The 17,915-nt window shown below is 45.7% G+C and carries 17 protein-coding genes; 14 read left to right on the forward strand and 3 right to left on the reverse strand.

Annotation, left to right across the window (positions count from 1 at the left end; genetic code table 11):
- Window positions 1-46 precede the first annotated feature (46 nt).
- The 10 genes from FIU99_RS23170 (at window position 47) to FIU99_RS23215 (ending at window position 8,188) form a co-directional block, all read left to right on the forward strand.
- Window positions 47-460 (forward strand): rhodanese-like domain-containing protein, encoded by a 414-nt coding sequence (locus tag FIU99_RS23170; protein ID WP_006961515.1) that lies wholly within the window; start codon window positions 47-49, stop codon window positions 458-460.
- Complete coding sequence (locus FIU99_RS23175) at window positions 451-1,053, forward strand: glutathione S-transferase N-terminal domain-containing protein (protein WP_039952172.1); 603 nt, start codon at window positions 451-453, stop codon at window positions 1,051-1,053. Before FIU99_RS23170 ends, FIU99_RS23175 begins: the two co-directional genes overlap by 10 nt.
- Window positions 1,054-1,176: 123 nt before the next feature.
- On the forward strand, window positions 1,177-1,359 hold the full coding sequence (locus FIU99_RS23180) for a hypothetical protein (RefSeq protein ID WP_006961513.1): 183 nt from the start codon (window positions 1,177-1,179) through the stop codon (window positions 1,357-1,359).
- A 9-nt stretch (window positions 1,360-1,368) separates the two neighbouring features.
- Window positions 1,369-2,586, forward strand: coding sequence for an MFS transporter (locus tag FIU99_RS23185; RefSeq protein ID WP_006961512.1), 1,218 nt, complete (start codon window positions 1,369-1,371; stop codon window positions 2,584-2,586).
- A 75-nt stretch (window positions 2,587-2,661) separates the two neighbouring features.
- Window positions 2,662-3,984, forward strand: coding sequence for a DASH family cryptochrome (locus FIU99_RS23190; RefSeq protein ID WP_006961511.1), 1,323 nt, complete (start codon window positions 2,662-2,664; stop codon window positions 3,982-3,984).
- 1 nt (window position 3,985) lies between these two features.
- Entirely contained in the window at window positions 3,986-5,530 is a 1,545-nt protein-coding gene (locus FIU99_RS23195) for a cryptochrome/photolyase family protein (protein WP_006961510.1), read from the forward strand.
- A 112-nt stretch (window positions 5,531-5,642) separates the two neighbouring features.
- Window positions 5,643-6,371: a sulfite exporter TauE/SafE family protein gene (locus FIU99_RS23200; RefSeq protein WP_006961509.1), complete on the forward strand. Its 729-nt coding sequence runs from the start codon at window positions 5,643-5,645 to the stop codon at window positions 6,369-6,371.
- Between the two features lie 40 nt (window positions 6,372-6,411).
- Window positions 6,412-6,705, forward strand: a complete 294-nt coding sequence (locus tag FIU99_RS23205; protein ID WP_006961508.1) for an antibiotic biosynthesis monooxygenase — start codon at window positions 6,412-6,414, stop codon at window positions 6,703-6,705.
- A gap of 28 nt (window positions 6,706-6,733) precedes the next feature.
- On the forward strand, window positions 6,734-7,159 hold the full coding sequence (locus FIU99_RS23210; protein ID WP_006961507.1) for a YccF domain-containing protein: 426 nt from the start codon (window positions 6,734-6,736) through the stop codon (window positions 7,157-7,159).
- 210 nt (window positions 7,160-7,369) lie between these two features.
- Window positions 7,370-8,188, forward strand: a complete 819-nt coding sequence (locus FIU99_RS23215) for an ABC transporter substrate-binding protein (RefSeq protein ID WP_050778637.1) — start codon at window positions 7,370-7,372, stop codon at window positions 8,186-8,188.
- A 30-nt stretch (window positions 8,189-8,218) separates the two neighbouring features.
- Here FIU99_RS23215 and FIU99_RS23220 read toward each other — a convergent pair whose 3' ends face one another.
- Both FIU99_RS23220 and hisC read right to left on the reverse strand, forming a co-directional pair.
- On the reverse strand, window positions 8,219-8,992 hold the full coding sequence (locus FIU99_RS23220) for an ABC transporter substrate-binding protein (RefSeq protein WP_006961505.1): 774 nt from the start codon (window positions 8,990-8,992) through the stop codon (window positions 8,219-8,221).
- The gene (gene hisC / locus FIU99_RS23225) at window positions 8,976-10,094 is read right to left on the reverse strand and encodes a histidinol-phosphate transaminase (protein WP_006961504.1); all 1,119 of its coding nucleotides are present in this window, start codon (window positions 10,092-10,094) and stop codon (window positions 8,976-8,978) included. Before hisC ends, FIU99_RS23220 begins: the two co-directional genes overlap by 17 nt.
- A gap of 157 nt (window positions 10,095-10,251) precedes the next feature.
- Between hisC and FIU99_RS23230 the strand changes: the two genes are divergently transcribed.
- Window positions 10,252-11,127: a LysR substrate-binding domain-containing protein gene (locus FIU99_RS23230; RefSeq protein WP_006961503.1), complete on the forward strand. Its 876-nt coding sequence runs from the start codon at window positions 10,252-10,254 to the stop codon at window positions 11,125-11,127.
- An 8-nt stretch (window positions 11,128-11,135) separates the two neighbouring features.
- Window positions 11,136-12,116, forward strand: coding sequence for a ribonuclease Z (locus FIU99_RS23235; protein WP_006961502.1), 981 nt, complete (start codon window positions 11,136-11,138; stop codon window positions 12,114-12,116).
- Here FIU99_RS23235 and FIU99_RS23240 read toward each other — a convergent pair.
- The gene (locus tag FIU99_RS23240) at window positions 12,094-13,794 is read right to left on the reverse strand and encodes an ABC transporter substrate-binding protein (protein WP_006961501.1); all 1,701 of its coding nucleotides are present in this window, start codon (window positions 13,792-13,794) and stop codon (window positions 12,094-12,096) included. The genes FIU99_RS23235 and FIU99_RS23240 overlap by 23 nt on opposite strands.
- A 90-nt stretch (window positions 13,795-13,884) precedes the next feature.
- Here FIU99_RS23240 and FIU99_RS23245 point away from each other — a divergent pair, with 90 nt between their 5' ends.
- Window positions 13,885-15,096: an MFS transporter gene (locus tag FIU99_RS23245; protein ID WP_006961500.1), complete on the forward strand. Its 1,212-nt coding sequence runs from the start codon at window positions 13,885-13,887 to the stop codon at window positions 15,094-15,096.
- A 445-nt stretch (window positions 15,097-15,541) separates the two neighbouring features.
- Complete coding sequence (locus tag FIU99_RS23250; protein ID WP_006961499.1) at window positions 15,542-17,881, forward strand: M4 family metallopeptidase; 2,340 nt, start codon at window positions 15,542-15,544, stop codon at window positions 17,879-17,881.
- Window positions 17,882-17,915: the final 34 nt, after the last annotated feature.

Here is a 17,915-nt window from a genome sequence, read left to right on the forward strand (position 1 = left end):
CTCATTTCAACGCAATAATGATTCAAAAGACAAACAAGGAGACGTTATGACAAGTGCAGTAACTAGAGTTCCAGCCGCCAGTAGTGAGCGCGCGTTGGCGCATTTCAGTCGGCTATTGGAGTTTGAGACAGACTGCTGGGATGTTCATCATGCCATCAGCAATGATCGTATGGATTTTGTGTTGCTTGATGTCAGAGGAGAAGAGCTGTTTGCGCAAGGACACGTGAAGGGAGCGATTAACATTCCTCACCCGAGGTTGAATGAAAAGGGCCTGAGTGCCTTTCCACCAGATGCACAGTTTGTGGTGTATTGTGCGGGGCCACACTGTAATGGCACCGAGAAGGCGGCGATTCGTTTGGCAAAACTTGGTAGATCTGTGAAAAAAATGATTGGGGGAGTCACTGGCTGGCTTGATGAAGGGTTTGAGCTGGTTAAACAGGAGGTTGAAACATGCGTTTAATTGTTGGAACAGATTCTACGTGGTCTTTGCGCGCTTGGATATGTGCTTATATTGCTGGAATAGAGATGGAAACTCAGGTGATCGATCTAACGAAACCTGAGGCGAAAGAACAGCTTAAACTGATGTCTCCGACAGGGCTCGTACCAGCACTCACTACGGATAACAACTGTGTAATCCATGATTCGCTTGCTATTAGTGAGTATTTAAACGAGCTATCGGGAGGGAAATTGTTACCTCAAAGCGAGTCTCAACGAGCAGAAGCACGGAGTTTATGCAGTGAAATGCACTCAGGCTTTGTTGCATTGAGAACGTATTGTTCGTTTACTCTGGATAAACCGGATGTTGACCCACTTCCTATGCAAGAACTGTCCTCTGATCTTACGCGTATCAACACCATTTTTGTCAAGGCTCGGTTGCCGTTTATGTACGATGAGCCAACCATGGTTGACGCCTTCTATGCGATATTAGCTTACCGGCTTGAGAGTTACGGCCTTTCTCTTCAAGGCAAAGCGGCGGACTACCAAAGAAGCTTGCTTGAGTGGCACGGATTGACCAGTGCGATTGAAGCCGCCACAGAGTGGCGTAACGGGTGATTGAGGAATTTACAATGACTCTATGACTAACATGCATAGAGTCATTGTGAAAATGTCATTTGAGTCATAACGAGAGGCTCAATACACTTCGCGCTCTTTATTTTCTTGCTGAGACTATGAATCATGTTTTCTCAATCACTTTTTGCTCAGCTTGTGAGAATGACTGTATTGCTTTGCCTAACTCTGTTGGCCGTTCATCAGTCCCCACGTCTTATGGAATTGTTAGCCGAGCAGGCCATCAATAGCGGTTGCCACCAGCAAAGCCACGATATGTCCGGTGACCATTCTCATCATCACCATCATTAGGGTAAGTTCATGAGCATTTTCCGTTTTCCAGCAATGGTCTGGTTAGGCATCGCCATTCTGGTTATCTGCCTGGGTATCAGGCAATCATTTGGCATCTTCATGATGCCAGTTTCCGATTACTTTCACACAGGACGTGAATTTTTCAGCTTTGCTATTGCGCTGCAAAATTTGTTGTTTGGTGTCTTTCAGCCGTTTGTCGGTATGGCTGCCGACCGGTTTGGTGCTAAACGCATCATCATTGCAGGTGCTATCGCGTATGGCGTCGGCCTGTATTTGACCTCTATCGCTGTCGAACCTTCAACACTTTATTGGACACTTGGTGTTCTCGTTGGTTTGGGCCTGAGCGCAACCAGCTATGTCATTGTCCTTGGTGCTGTTGCTAAAGTTGTCCCTGCGGAGCACGCAGCAAAAGCGTTTGGCTTGACCACTGCTGCAGGCTCCTTTGGTATGTTTGCTACGATTCCCGGAGCGCAGATGCTGCTGAGTGATTTGGGGTGGCAAGGGGCATTACAGAGCTTCGCTATTCTCTGCTCAACAATGATTGCATTTGCATTGTTTATGCGAGCGCCGAAAACAACGGCCAGCCAAGGAAACTCTGTCAGTGAAACAAAGGAAGATCATTTAACGCTTAAGCAGGCGTTAAGAGAGGCGTTTTCTCATAGAGGCTATTGGCTGATCCATCTTGGTTTCTTCGTTTGCGGCTTCCATGTGATGTTCATTGCGACGCACCTACCTAGCTATTTAGCAGACAAACAGTTACCAGCATCAACGGCTGCGATGGCACTCGCCTACGTCGGGGTTTTCAATATCTTCGGCTCTTACTTTTGGGGAGTGATGGGTGATAAATTCAGCAAACGCCATGTGATGTCGGCTCTGTATCTGATGCGTACCATGGTGATTGGCGCATTTGTGACGTTGCCAGTCACAGAGCATACAGCGGCGATATTTGGTGCGGCCATTGGTTTTTGTTGGCTAGGTACGGTGCCATTGACGTCTGGCTTAGTGAGGCAGATCTTTGGTGCTAAGTATCTGTCGACGCTTTATGGGCTGGTCTTTTTCACACATCAGGTCGGTAGCTTCTTAGGCGCTTGGGCTGGTGGCCGTATTTACGATTACTACGGTTCTTATGAGCCCATTTGGTGGTCGACGGTTGTTCTCGCGTTTGCTGCGGTGATTATTCACCTACCAATCAACGACAAGCCTGTTCGACGCTTTGCAGTAGCGTAATAAATTTATTCGCCACAAGTCTTAGTTCCTGTTTTTCACGTACTAACGTGAAAGAGAAAAGTCAGGAGCTGAGACTTGAAACAAAAAGTTGGTCTTTACTGGTTCACTTGCGATCTTCGCATCCAAGATAACCCATTGCTATGGCAGGCGAGTTGCGAAGTTGACAGCCTGCTTTGCGTCTATTGCTTGCCTCAAATGGACAGATATCTGGTTCGTTATTCACAAGAGCAGAGTTTAGGCTCTGAGAGATTGGCATTTCTGCAACAATCCGTGGCCTGTTTATCGCAGTCTCTCGAAAACATGGGCCAGAAATTGCTCGTTTTTGATGACCGTCCCCTGGATGTTCTCAATCGTTTTATCCAAGATTACGGCGTCACGCATTTTTACTGTGATCTTTTTTCCGGTGTCAATGAGCAAAGCGTAGTCGATAGGTTGTCTCAGCTACACTCGGATCTCACCTGCATTCAAGAGCCAGTTAACACACTCTTCAGCCAACGCCTTCTCCCTTTTACGTTAGGTGAATTGCCAAGCACTTTTACTCAATTCAGAAAGCAAGTCGAGCACCTTCCTATCGGTGTAGATTCAAGCCTGTCTGCATTGCCAGAACCACCTGCGCAGGTAATCAGCACATTAAACATGGAAGAGGTATCGTGTCAGCTATTCGCTGGCGGAGAAACTTTAGGGCTTGCTCACTGTTCAGGTTACTTTGCTACATCTTTAGCAAGTCACTACAAACAAACTCGCAACGAGCTTGATGGTTTTGACTTTTCTACTAAGTTTTCTCCGTGGCTAGCCGTAGGATGCCTGAGTCCGAAGAGGATCTTTGTATTGCTTCAAGAGTATGAGCAGAGGGAGGGGGCAAATGACTCAACATACTGGATTTTCTTTGAGCTGTTGTGGCGTGAGTATTTCCATTGGTACGGAAAACTATGGGGAAGACGTCTGTTTAAGTTTTCCGGCTTGAAAGATGCTACACCATTGACAAGTTTTTACAGCTACCGTTTTCAGCAATGGAAGCATGGTGAAACTCAATACCCAATCGTCAATGCTTGCATGAATCAGCTTAAAGCGACGGGCTACATGTCCAATAGAGGCAGGCAGCTCGTAGCAAGTTGTTTGATTCATGAACTTGGTTTGGATTGGCGCTACGGGGCCGCCTACTTCGAGACTCAACTCGTTGATTATGATGTCGCTTCGAACTGGGGGAACTGGCAATATTTGGCGGGCGTGGGTGCGGATCCTAGAGATTCTCGTCGTTTTAATTTAGCGAAACAAACGGAAATGTACGATCCAGATAAGGTTTTCATAGAGCGGTGGCATGGAAACAAAGTGATTATACCAAGTGATCATGTTGATATGGTCGACTGGCCACTCTCTTGTTTAAAAGGGGATGAGTAAGATGACGTTTAACACTATCCGCCTTATTCTCGGCGATCAGCTCAATATGCGTCACTCTTGGTTTAAAGAGTCAGACAAATCAGTGTTGTACTTGATTGCAGAGCTCCATCCAGAGGCAACTTATGTTAGGCATCACATACAAAAGGTGTGTGCATTTTTCGCTGCAATGCAGGCCTTTGCGCATGAGCTTCAGCAAGATGGGCACGAAGTGTTGCATCTCAATCTGGACCAAACTTTGGAATTTTCTGATGTCTCGCAACTCGTTCATCACTATGTCAAAAAGTTTGGTGCAACAGTGTTCGAGTATCAAAGACCAGATGAGTTTCGTTTAGCAACGCTCCTCGATGAAATAGAGATACAAGGCTGCCGTATTCAACGTACAGAGTGTGAACACTTCCTTCTTCCTTTTGAGCAGATTGAGCAGCACTTTCCTCAAGGAAAGCACATTATGATGGAGCACTTCTATCGTAAAATGCGAAAAAATTTCAGCATCTTAATGGATGATGGAAAACCTAAAGGTGGAAAGTGGAATTACGATGCGAACAATCGCAACAAACTCAAAGCAGCGGATATAGATCGTTTGCCGACCCCTCTAATGTTTGGTAATGATGTCACCGAGATAAGAGCGTCGCTTGAGCGGCACAATATCAGCACCATAGGGCAACTTGAAGGCCCGTTGTTATGGCCGATTAACCGCAATCAAAGTCTGACATTGCTTGCCCACTTTTGCTCCGTATGCCTACCTAACTTTGGTCGGTTTCAAGATGCAATGACGCAGGCGCATGAATCAAAATGGTCGCTTTACCATAGTCGATTGTCCTTCGCCTTAAACAGCAAAATGCTTCACCCTCTCGAAGTCATTGATAGTGCGTTGTCAGCGTATGAGTCAAACCCAGACATTGATATTTCTCAGGCAGAAGGCTTTATACGTCAAATACTCGGTTGGAGGGAATACATCCGAGGCGTGTATTGGGCCAATATGCCAGATTATGCTGAGCACAACCACTTCGACGCTAAACGCCACTTGCCTGAGTATTTTTGGTCTGGAGAGACGAAGATGGCATGTATGAAGGAAGCCATCGGGCAGTCGTTGGATTTTGCCTATGCGCATCATATTCAAAGACTCATGGTGACGGGCAACTTTTGTTTGTTAACAGAGATTGATCCAGCCCAGGTTGATGAATGGTATCTCGGTATCTATGTGGATGCGATTGAATGGGTAGAAATGCCTAACACCCGAGGTATGGCTCTGTTCGCGGATGGAGGCATTGTGGGAACTAAACCTTATGCTGCGAGTGGCTCGTACATCAATCGAATGAGTGACTACTGCAAAAGGTGCCATTATAACCATAGTGAAAAAACGCAGGACAACGCATGCCCGTTGAATAGCTTGTATTGGCGCTTCATGCATAAACACAGAGAAATGCTAACGCAGAACCCACGTATTGGCGTTATTTATCGATCTTGGGACAATCTTGATGACCATGCACAAAGTGAGATTTTGCAAAAGGCAGAGTATTATTTGGAGCATATTGAAGCCTTGTAATTCAATCTCTAGCGTGGTGGAAAATAAAAACGTGCCAGAAGGTATTTTTGGGACCGCTTGAGAACAAATTAGATTATGATGAAGACCTTTGTTCCCAACGGTCTTTCTTTATATGTTTGCTGAATGGATAACGACAGAGGCATTGCTTGCTGCTTTCCTGATTTTCCTTGGCTCGTTCGTACAGACAGCGATCGGTTTTGGCTTAGCGATTGTTGCCGCGCCTCTACTGTTTCTTGTCTCGCCAGATTATGTTCCCGCCCCTATCTGCTTGGTAGCGCTCTATATCTCAATTCTGAATGCTTTGAAGCACCGTGATAGCGTAGAGATTGGTGGGCTTAAGATGGCGTTGATTGGCCGTGTCCCTGGCTCTATAGCGGGAGGCGTGCTATTGGTGATGGTATCTACCGACTTGTTGGCACTCTGGCTTGGTCTATTGGTGCTGTTTGCTGTCGCAGTGAGCTTACTTCCTTTTCGTATTGAACCGACACCAACCCGCATGGGCGTTGCCGGTTTCTTTTCTGGCTTTTTCGGCACAAGTTCAGGTATAGGTGGACCGCCGATGGCCTTGTTGTTACAACATCAGGAAGCGAATCAGTTGAGAGGCAATTTGTCGGCCTTTTTTGTGTTCAGCTCAATCATTTCATTGATTATCCAAATGCCTGCGGGCTTTTTGACGACACATCATCTGTGGATCAGTATTCCTCTTCTTCCTGCTGCGTGGTTGGGTTATAAACTCGCTTTAGCAACGACTCAATCTCTACCCAAAGAGAAGATTCGTCTTGGAGCATTGATGCTGTGTACCGTCAGTGGTGCGACGGCAGTCTGGCAGGGCTTAATATAAGTTATTTTTATTGATGTTCATCTTAGGTTAAGGAAAAACCATGATACTAGAAGTCGCAATCTTGGATGTGAAGCCGGATATGGAGAAAGAGTTTGAGCAAAACTTTGCAAAAGCTCAGGCCATCATCTCAAGTATGAAAGGCTATGTTTCACATCAGTTGCAACGCTGTATGGAAAATCCGGGGCGCTATATTTTGCTAGTGAACTGGCAAACATTGGAAGACCATGAAATCGGATTCAGACAATCTGCTGAGTACCAGGAATGGAAAGCACTTTTACATCATTTTTATGATCCATTCCCGACCGTAGAACACTATGAGAGTGTGTTCGGTTAAGGTTTTCTAAAAGGAGAAACAACAGGTTATGAGAACGATAGGTAATATAATTTGGTTTTTGCTCGGTGGCGTTGTGATGGGCCTGATGTGGTGGTTCTTCGGTCTGCTGGCTTTCATCAGCATCGTGGGTATTCCATGGGGACGTGCCTGTTTTGTAATGGGGAATTTTTCCTTCTTCCCATTTGGTCAGGAAGCGATTGCTCGAGATGAGCTGACCAATGAAATGGATATTGGAACCAGCCCGCTCGGTTTGGTCGGCAACGTCATTTGGTTTGTGTTTGCAGGTATCTGGTTAGCGATAGGCCACATCCTGTCAGCGGTGGCGTGTTTTGTGACCATTATTGGTATTCCATTTGCTATTCAGCACCTCAAACTGGCGTACATCTCGCTGGCTCCTATTGGTAAAACCGTGGTGCCTAAAGAGCAAGCGGCAATGGCAAGATATTCTAAATAATGAAAGCCCCAATTGGGGCTTTTCTTTTGTCCGTCAATTATTAAGCAACTTCAGCCTAGTTCGAAAAGACTAGCGAGAAATTCTTATATCTCCTCTAATAAAAGAGACAGTGTCATCCGACAAATTGGACCTGTATGGCATTGACCCGACATAATTGTCATTTATAGTAGTTCGCTAAATTTGCTGCTATAAAAATAGAATAAACACTCAATGCTGCGCTGGATAACAAAGATAAAAACCTTCCTCTGCGCGTCAAGCTTGATCGTATCCACTGCCAGTGACGCGCATCCCCATCCCGTGGAACTGGAACTCTACACTCAGGAATTTCCGCCGCTACAGGTGGAAGTAGATGGTGTGGCAGAAGGTTATGTGGTCAAGTTTGTCGAAGCTGTGGTACAAGACGCTGCTCAATCCCTGCCGATGGAAGTTCATCAGGTGCACTTCACTCCGTGGAAACGGGCAATGCGAATTACGCAGAATCGCGCGAACGCCTTGTTCTTCTCTGTATCGCGTACGCCCGTGAGAGAGGATAAATTTCATTGGATTGGTGAAGTCTCTCCCTATGAAGTCGGGATCTATCGTCATATTACTGGGCCTAAATTAGAAACGGATGAGCTGCAGGCGCTCAAAGGCTATCGTTTTGGTGCACAAACCGAGGGTTCATTTGAAGAGTTGATCGAGTCTCTGGGCTTTCAGCGGATTATCCCTGTTAACTACGGTAAAGATGCGATTCGTTTGCTGCGTGCGAATCGGGTCGACTACGCACCTTTAGTAACGGTCAGTTACCCCTATCGTATGGAACAATATGGCTTTGATCCCGATAACTTTGTCGAAGTAATGAAAGTAAAGCAATTGTGCAAAGCGCTGTGGTTAGTTACGGGGAAACAAACATCACCAGAGGTGGTGAGCGCTTTAAGCCACAGCTTTGAAACGTTGAAAAAACAAGGGAAGCTGGCGGCTTTGATTGACGCTTATCAGCCGGATAGCGCGGTGATGCTTCGTTATCGAAAACAGGCGGCTAAGCGATAAAAAAGGGCCTGAAGACAGGCCCGAATGGATTTACAGCTCTTCGCCGTAGATGTCAAAAGAGAAGTACTTTTTCGCAATCTTGTCATACGTACCGTTGGCGCGAATGGCGACAATGGCTTTATTGAATTTCTCAGCCAATGCTTTGTCATTCTGACGTAATGCTAACGCTGTTCCCTCACCTATGTAAGCTTTGTCGGTAACAGGTTGACCGACAAACTTGAACCCCTGACCAATGTCTTTGGCCAGAAACGCTAAGGCTAGCTGATCTGAATTACCAAAAGTCAGATCCAAGCGACCGTTTACCATATCAATGTAGACTTCATCTTGACCGGTATAACGTTTGATCTCTGCGACGTCACCGAACTTGTCCGTTACGTAGCGATCGTGAATTGTGCCACCTTGAACACCGATAACTTTGTCTTTCATCCCTTGTGCTGAAATGTCGACCTTAGCGTCCGTCGCTGTGACAAAACGAGCCGGAGTCTGGTAATACTTGTTGGTAAACAGTACACGCTTTTTACGCTCTTCCGTAATGCGCATCGAAGCCATGATGACATCTGACTTTCGTGCCAGTAGGCTCGGAATGAGCGAGTCCCAATTTTGGGCGACCCAAGTACAGTCCAGTTTGGCTTCAGCACACAGCGCGTCGGCAATTTCAATGTCGAATCCCGTTGGGTTGCCGCTCTGATCTTTGTAGTTAAACGGCGGGTAAGTGAAGTCAGATGCCAGACGTACTTGCTTTGCAAAAGTGGGTGTAGACAGAAGGGTAGCAGTACAAGCAATGACACTAAGCACTTTTTTCATGTTCGAAATCCTTATCTTCGTTTTTCGTTGATACTGGGTCAGCGAAGTGGCTAATGATGGTAGCGACTTCCTGCATAGATTCTTGTGAGCCAATCGTGATTCTCACGCAGTGTTTCAGGCTCGGTTCATGTGATTGATTGCGGGTGACAATTCCAGCTTTAAGCAAGTAGTTGAACAGATCGACATCCGGTCGAGTGCGAATCAGCACGAAGTTGGTGGAAGAAGGGTAGACCTTTTCAATCCAGCTTAATGACTGGATCTGGTCAACAAACCAATTTTTAGTGGCGATCAACTGTTGGGTACTTTGTGTCACTTTGGCCAACCCTTCTGGGCTCAGTGCGTTTAACACGATCTCGGCTGAACTGTCTGGCATTGGGTAAGGGGGAACCATTTTATATAGGTAGTTCATGACGGATGTATCAGCGATGATGAAGCCACAGCGCACTGCCGCAAGGCCAAAGGCTTTAGAGAGAGTACGAATAACAACTAGATTAGGGTATTGCTCGATTAAGCTGACAACGCTTTTTTCAAGTTCAAACTCAATGTATGCCTCGTCCACAACAACCAAAGCCTGATCTTGTGTTTGATCGAGAACAGATAGCACATCTTGTCGACTAAGCATCTGGCCTGTCGGGTTATTGGGTGAGCAAAGAAACACCAAGTTTGCCGACTCTGCCGCTTTCACAACACCGTCCACATCCAGAGCAAAATCCGGCGCAAGCAAAGGGACGTCAATGGTTTCAACGGCAAGTGAATCAGCACAAAATTCATACATCGCATACGTAGGGCTACAGATAGCGATACGGCTTTTACCCGGTTGGCAGAAAGTGCGCACGAGAAGGTCAATCGCTTCATCAGCGCCTCTCACTGCGAGAACGGGCTTTTGGGTGTGGCAGTAATCCTGATAAGCAGAAGCGATGTCCTGAGGCAAAAAGTCAGGGTAACGATGGTAAGCATTTTGTTGGTCACTGAAATGCAGTGGTTGCTCTAACTCGTTGGCGTTGAGCCATAGTCGACCAGAACCTCCAAGTCGCCGTGCGGATTGATAAGGTATTAATTTTTTTATGTTATCTGGTGCAATCTTGTCTGCCAGTGACGCCATTTCAATATTCCTTTACTGCATAATTAATCGAATAGAAATCAAATTAATAACTAGAATTTCTTATTTGATAAAAATGTAGTCAAAAACCTATTTGAGTAGAATCGAAATAAAGGCATACTAGCTATGCAAAAAATGCATAGCTAGTATGGTGGTAATGATGCGCTTACCTTCGACGAAAAACTTACAGGCATTCTTGGCAACCGCCGAATACCTTAACCTGACCCATGCCGCCGAGTCGCTCAACATGACGCAAGGCGCGGTAAGTCGGCAGATTCAGTCTCTCGAATCTTTGATGGGAGTGAGCTTGTTTTATCGCCGCGCTCGAGGGCTTGCCCTGACGCCTGAAGGGAGTATGTTCATTCCACTCGCGCAGGACATCATCAAGCGCTTACAAAGATCGGTGAGAGAAGTGTCCGAAAGTGCCAACCGTGTGAAACTGCTGGCACCAAGTTGTATTACCACTTGGTTACTGGCGCGCTTAGCTAATTTTCAGCAAGCCAACCCTGAAGTGAATGTAGAACTGACTTCAACCACTAAGCACCAGTTTCATCCGGACTTTGATAGTTTTGATATGGTGATCGTTTATGGTAAGCCAGTGCGAAGTAAGCAGGTTTCCCAAACCTTGTTGTTTGACGAAATTCTTGCGCCCGTTTGTTCTCCTCAGCTGTGGTCACAATTCGTTGAGCCAGATGAATCTATACACGACAATTTGGTTAATCGCTTTACTTGGTTACATGCAAACCCAGAGCAATCTGACTGGATGCTTTGGTGCAACAGTTGTGACGAATCTACACTTAAAGGGAAAGGGAATCAGACGTTTGCTACGTTAGATCAGGCCATGAACGCGGCTCAACAGGGGTTTGGGATGACAGTGGGGGACGTGACCTTGGCGGAGCAGGACATAAAGTCAAATCGCTTGCTCTGCCCGTTTGATAAACGTATCCGATCTGGCAATAGTTACTTTTTGCTTTCGGCCAATCAAGAGCCGAATGAATCGGTCAAAGCGTTATCTGACTGGCTGGAGCAACAATAAGGTAAGTTATGGAAATCTGTGTATTAGGGACGTCATCAGGGACTCCAACCAAAGCCAGAAATGTCTCTGCAACGGCTGTAATGGAAAGCAAGGGCAAAGGCTGGTTTCTGGTTGATTGTGGTGAAGCCACCCAACACCAATTGCTGCATACGCCTTTGTCTCTCAATTACCTTAAGGCGATTTTCATTACTCACTTACATGGTGATCATTGCTACGGTTTACCGGGATTACTTGCCAGCGCTGGTATGAATCGTCGTTCAGACCCATTAATCATTATTGCGCCGAAAGGAATTCGAGAGTGGCTTGAAGCGACAATGCAATTTACTAAGCTTCACCTGCCTTACGATCTTCAGTTTGTCTCTGCTGAATCTTTACCCTCAATGACGATCGGCCAATTCACCATTTCATTGTGTGAATTAGAGCATCGCGTGCCTTCCTTCGCCTATTGTTTTACGGAAAGTACGATTAAAGCCTATCTAGATTTTGACAAGCTGGCACAGCAAGGTGTTCCTCGAGGCCCGCTATGGGGGCAATTAGTCAAAGGGCAAAATGTCGAACATGAAGGCAAAACGCTGATCAGCGAAGAGTTCACTTATTTGGAACACGGGCCGAGAAAGCTTGTTATCGCCGGTGACAATGCCGATCCTGAGTTGCTCAAGCACTTATGTGAAGAGTGCCATTTGCTGGTACATGAGTCGACTTATGCCGAAGCTTTCGCCAAACAGGCGAAAGAGTTTGGCCATAGCTACGGAAAGTTGGTTGCGGAGTTTGCCGAAGTCGCTGGTATCCCTAACTTGATTCTCACCCATTTCAGCCCACGTTATCAGCTTCACCCTGAAGCAGAGCTGTCAGTCGAGATTATTCGCTCAGAGGCTGAGCAGGTATACTCTGGCAACTTATTCCTTGCACAAGACTTACTGCGCTATCGAATCGACAAACAGGGTAAAGTGACGTTAGTCGATCCACCTATTTCATCACCACCTGATTGAAGTCTATCCAACCGTTGGCAAGCAGTGCAGGCGCTGTCACGGTGTCTGAGATATTGAGGTCCTGCTCTACATGAAAGAGTGGTTGATAAATGCCATTTCTGATTAAGCTTTTCTCAATCTTTTCAAACTGTTTGAGTCTCGCAGCTAGCTTAGGTTGTGCCATTGCTTGAGTACATTTCTGCTTGATCCAATGTTGCTCTTTATTGGTCAGGCAGGCGGTAAGAGCACTGGTGTTAAATAACCAGCCTAACCAAGACATTTCAGTATCTTCACCGAATACTTCGCCACAAATGATGACATCCGCTTGAGATAAGGTGCTGAGTTGGTCAAACACGGGGTATTCATGAACGGTCAGTTTGGCATCTATACCTAACTTTTCTAGCGATTCGACAACTAGCTGAGCGGTTTCTATATGGGTTGCAAGTTGGTAGGTGACGACAGAGAGAGGCGCTTCCGGCTTAGGGAGCGAACGAATATATTCTACAATTAAATCTAACGCTGATGGTCTGAGTGACTCGGGAGAAGACATCATGCCGCTCGCTCCAGCGAGCGCTTCGCACTGTTGCGATTGCGGCGCGCCCATATGAGATAAAACCTCTTGCAGCGCAGCCCGGTGAGCTCGTTTGGTCATCCAGCCATTACGATTCACGTTGAATGTTGCGTAGACACAACCTTCCTCCCATTGATTTTGTGCACGGAAGCCAGATGCGTGTCCTTCACGTATGTGGCTGCCATGTACGACATGACTGTTTAGGTCAAAGTTTTTAGCTTTATCACCAATGTTCCAGATCTCAATACCGTCTATCCAAGGTCTGAATCCGTGATAGTGCGGGTTAATGGTCATTAGTGTTCGCCACTCAGATTGCTCTTCTAAGCAGAATGGGCCAGTTCCGACTATCGCACCTTTGCTTGTTTTGGTGATACCCATGGCAGAGTGTATCAGCAGCTTAGGCAGTAGACTCGACATTGAATTGCTGACAAAGTGAATAGATAGGTCATTGATTACGGCGACGTCATCGATACATTCAAACAGAGCTTTGCAGCTAGCGTCTGAGTTCATTAATCGTTCAAAGTGAGCTTTGATATCTTGAGCGAGCAAAGGACTGCCGTCTTGAAATTTAAGCCCTTTGCGTAATGTTACTTCAAGTGTATGGCCGCTCAGTTTCCATGAGTGTGCCAGATCAGCTTGTATGCCGAGATGATCGGTATTGATGGTAAGCAGATTGGCATACAGATAGCTTGCAAGGTGGATTTCTGTTCGCCGCGTGATCAGAACGGGATCTAGGCAATGGGTGCCGCGGTAGAAAGGGATCTTTAGTATATGTTTTGACGCATCTTTCGGCTGAAACTGAGCGAGATAGTTTTCCAAAAAATTATCACGATGTGAATCCTTGACCAGCAATAGAGCCTGCGCGACTTTTCCTTCTTCTAATAGACGAAAAGCTTGTTGCTCCAATCGTTCGTTTGGGCACTTCAATAGCTTTGCATTGGGTAAATTACCTCGGCCTACCCCCGGCTGCCACTCCAGGAAGCGTTCTTTAATCAATCGCTTAATGAGCAATTGGGCATTGCGTCTTGTGCAGTCCAGTGATTGGCTGAAATTATCCAAGGACATTGGCCGCCACTGCTCAAACTGCAGATTATCACGGCAGAACGCGAGGGATTTCCAGTAACGCATAAAGGTGAAATTCCTTTTTCTTATTTCTATTTTTCTTCATCTTTTGATTCGGATAATAGTGGATTCTTATCAGGAAGAAAGGATTATTCGATGGAGACGTTATCTCACCCTCAAAATTCAGTGTGGAAAAATAGATCGTTTGTGGTGCTCTTTTCCAGCGCATTGTTCGTGGCGTTTAGTGCCCAGATTTATAATTTGGCATTGCCTTTGTTGGTGTATGAATTGACTCAGTCGTCTCAGATGATGGGCTGGATGCGAGCAGTTGAATTCCTACCTAATTTATTGCTGGCGCTGTTTATTGGTGTATGGGTCGATAGAGTCGACAAAAAGCGCTGGTCTCAAATGATGTTGTTAGGCCAGTTGCTGATGGTATTGAGTTGTTATTTTGCGGTGGAATGGTTGGATAACCCGCTCTGGGTTCTTTTTCCGTCGGCGTTTTTCATGATGGCGTGTAATTACGGTTATCACAATGCACGCATGGCGATGATGAAAAACGGTATTCCTCATGAACTGCAAAATACTGCTATTGCGCGCATGAGTTCGCTGAGTAGTTTTATGGAAACGGTTGGACCGGTACTTTCTGGTGCGTTGATGCTCTTGTCAGCGATTCATAATGTCTTTCTTGGAGTGGCAGCGATGCTGGTGCTGGCCTATTGGCAACTGGAAAAGTTAGCTTTAGTGAAACCAGAGCCGAAATCGCATCCCCCCGTGCTAAAAGCATTGGCGGAAGGGTGGGCGATACTGCGTGCTGAAACCAATATGTGGTACATCACCTTGGCCGTGATGGTAATTAACACTACAGGTGCAATATTCTGGATTCAGTCGATTTTCTATGCGAAATCCACTCTCAGTCTGAATTCAGTTGAAGTGAGCTACTTGATTGCCGCTTCGGGTGTGGGTGGCTTATTGGGTTCATTTACCGCAGATAAAATACGTACCAAGTTTGGTTTAGGCCAGTTATTGATTGCCTCAATTGCGTTGGAGGCGTTTGGTTTCCTCATTCCTCTGGTGCTTCCCGGAGTGTGGAGTCTGGTCTTTGCCTTCTTGTGGATCTCTGCCATTGGCTTATACAGCTCGATCTGCATCTGGAGTTACCGCCAGGAAGCGTTCGATGAGCAATGCCTCGGCAGGCTAACGGGAATTACGGGTTCGTTGTTTAAGTTGCTCATGCCGTTTGGTTTAGCAGCGTCAGGGTATATGGTTGCTAGCTTTGGTGAGCAAGCGGTGTTCGTTTCATGCTTTATACTTCAGCTCTTGGTCGCACTAATCTTATTATTCAGCCGAGTTCGATTTATTCAATAATCATCATTGTTGTGTGGTTTATATTTTGAATGCAGTATGCTATTTACGTGCTTATAAATATTATTTTACTCATTTATTTTTAATGAGATTAATATTCAAATAATTATCCCTTTATGATGGTTTGTCGTTTAATCTCCTACTGCATTCAATAATTAACTGATTTTATTGATTGAATTGGAATTAGATAGTTCTATCTATAATAATTATTTGTATTATACAAATAACTATTATTCTTATCGTGACGTTATAATCTATATATTTAACACTATTTGTTTTTAGGTTGAATTTAATTAATTTATTTTATGATTGATAAAATAAATACTAATCATATTGTGCGCTTGTTTGGTTTATTAAATAATTATTAAGAATAGTGAGTATTAATTCTAATTGTTAATGATATGTTTCTCCCCGGCATTTATAAAATGCCACGATAAGGAGAATCATAATGAAAATAGCCAAGCGTTTTTTGGCAGTAGCCGTGGCGAGTGCGATGTCACTATCTGCACATGCCGGTGAGTCAGTTTATTTAAGCAAACCAATCAACTTTACATCATTTTCTGGGCTGAATTCTCAGCTTGGTGTCGACAATGCTTCCAGCTTCAAAATGGTAAAAGAAGTGAATCTGAAAAAGCGTGGCATCTACAAAGTTAAAGTCCAGCAAAACATCTGGGGAGTGCCTGTGTGGGGCCACTACCTAAACGCAACGCAAAGTGCCAAAGGCGGTGCCCTAAAAGCTGTTCAGGGCAAATACGTTAAGATGGCCGGCGTTGATCGTAAGTTCGTAAAACCTTCTTTAAACCGCGCACAAGCACTAGAGTTAGCGAGCAAAGATCTTAAAGCTGGTGTTGCTGCGAGCCCATCTTTAGCGAACGCAAAAGACGATCTTTATGTATATCAAGACGGTGATAAAACTCGTCTGATTTACGTAATCTCTTATCTGATTGAAGGTAAAGCACACCCATCGCGTCCGTTTACTATGCTGGATGCACACAGCGGTGAAATCATCGACCGCTGGGAAGGTATTGCCCATGCCCAAATCGGTACTGGTCCTGGTGGTAACGAGAAAACGGGTCAATATGAATACGGTACTGATTACCACTATCTTGATGTGACGGAAAACGGCACTGAATGTGTAATGGAATCCGATAACGTTGTAACTGTGGATCTAAACGGTGCAACTTCAGGTACCACGCCTTATTCCTACGAATGTCCGCGCAACGAGCACAAAGAAATTAACGGTGCTTATTCTCCACTGAACGATGCGCATTACTTCGGTAACGTTGTATTCGACATGTACAAAGATTGGTTTGATACAGCGCCGCTTACATTCAAACTGATGATGCGTGTTCACTACGGCAACGGCTATGAAAATGCCTTCTGGGATGGTCAGGCGATGACCTTCGGTGACGGTGAAAGTTACTTCTACCCATTGGTGAGTCTGGATGTGTCTGCGCACGAAGTCAGCCATGGTTTCACTGAGCAAAACTCAGGTCTTATCTACGCGAATCAATCTGGTGGTATGAATGAAGCCTTCTCAGATATCGCTGGTGAAGCTGCTGAATACTACATGAAAGGGACCAACGACTGGATGGTCGGTCGTGACATCTTCAAAGCAGACGGTGCACTGCGCTACATGGACGATCCTTCACGTGACGGTTCTTCTATCAACCACGCTTCTGATTACTACGATGGGCTGAATGTTCACTACAGCTCGGGTGTATTCAATAAAGCTTTCTATCACATCGCTACCACTCAGGGTTGGGATACTAAGAAGGCGTTCGAACTGTTTGTTCTGGCTAACCAGATCTACTGGGCAGAAGACAGTGACTTCTGGCAAGGTGCTTGTGGTGTGAAAAACGCAGCAGATGACCTAGGTTACAACTCAGAAGATGTCGTAGCAGCGTTTGGTGTTGTTGGTGTTGAGCCATGTGCAGAGCCACCGCTACCGCCAGAACCAGAGTATCAGCGTCTAGAAAATGGCCAAGCTGTTACTGTTGCCGGCGGTACAGGTTCGAAGACCTACTTCGACATCGAAGTGCCTGAAGGTAAAGATAAGCTAACAGTAGAACTTGGTGTTTCAACCGGTGACCCAGACATCTATGTTGGCCTTGACTATGCGCCAAGCTCGCAGGAAAACATCTGTAAGAGTGAGTCGGTGACTGATGAAGTTTGTGTCATCGAAAACCCAACGGCTGGTCGTTACACCGTCAACGTATTCGGTTACTCAGAGTATGCTGATGCAAACCTAAAAGCATCGTTTGATTCTGGTAGCACTAACGTTCCACCAGTCGCTTCATTCGATCACGTTGTCACAGGCAAGAAAGTTGACCTAACCAGTACAAGTAGTGATAGCGATGGGGACATTGTTTCTTACCAGTGGAACCTTGGTGACGGTAACTCTCAGTCAGGTGCAGTGGTTAGCCACACTTACGCGGCAGCTGGTGATTACGTTGTGACTCTGACGGTAACGGATAATGCCGGTGCTGCAACGACTACCAACAAGACCATCACAATTGAAGATACGGCAACAGACGCATTCCCACTTAAGCTGAAATTTGGTAACAAACAGCCTAACGGTAAAGCACGCGTTAAGCTGGCTTGGGAATACCTAACAGACGACTACTTTGTTGTGAAACGTAACGGCAAAGTGGTGGGTGCAACTGAATTTACTTCTTACGTCGATAAGTTCCGTCACAACGGCACGATTGATGTTGAGTACCAAGTATGTACCTCAGGTGACGTTTGTTCTGAAACGAAGCGCTACCGCTTCATCAAAGCCAACTAATCCATTCTAAAAACGACAGGGCTCCGAATGGAGC

This window comes from Vibrio sp. THAF64 (assembly GCF_009363455.1).
In the GTDB taxonomy this organism is placed as follows: Bacteria; Pseudomonadota; Gammaproteobacteria; order Enterobacterales; family Vibrionaceae; genus Vibrio; species Vibrio coralliilyticus.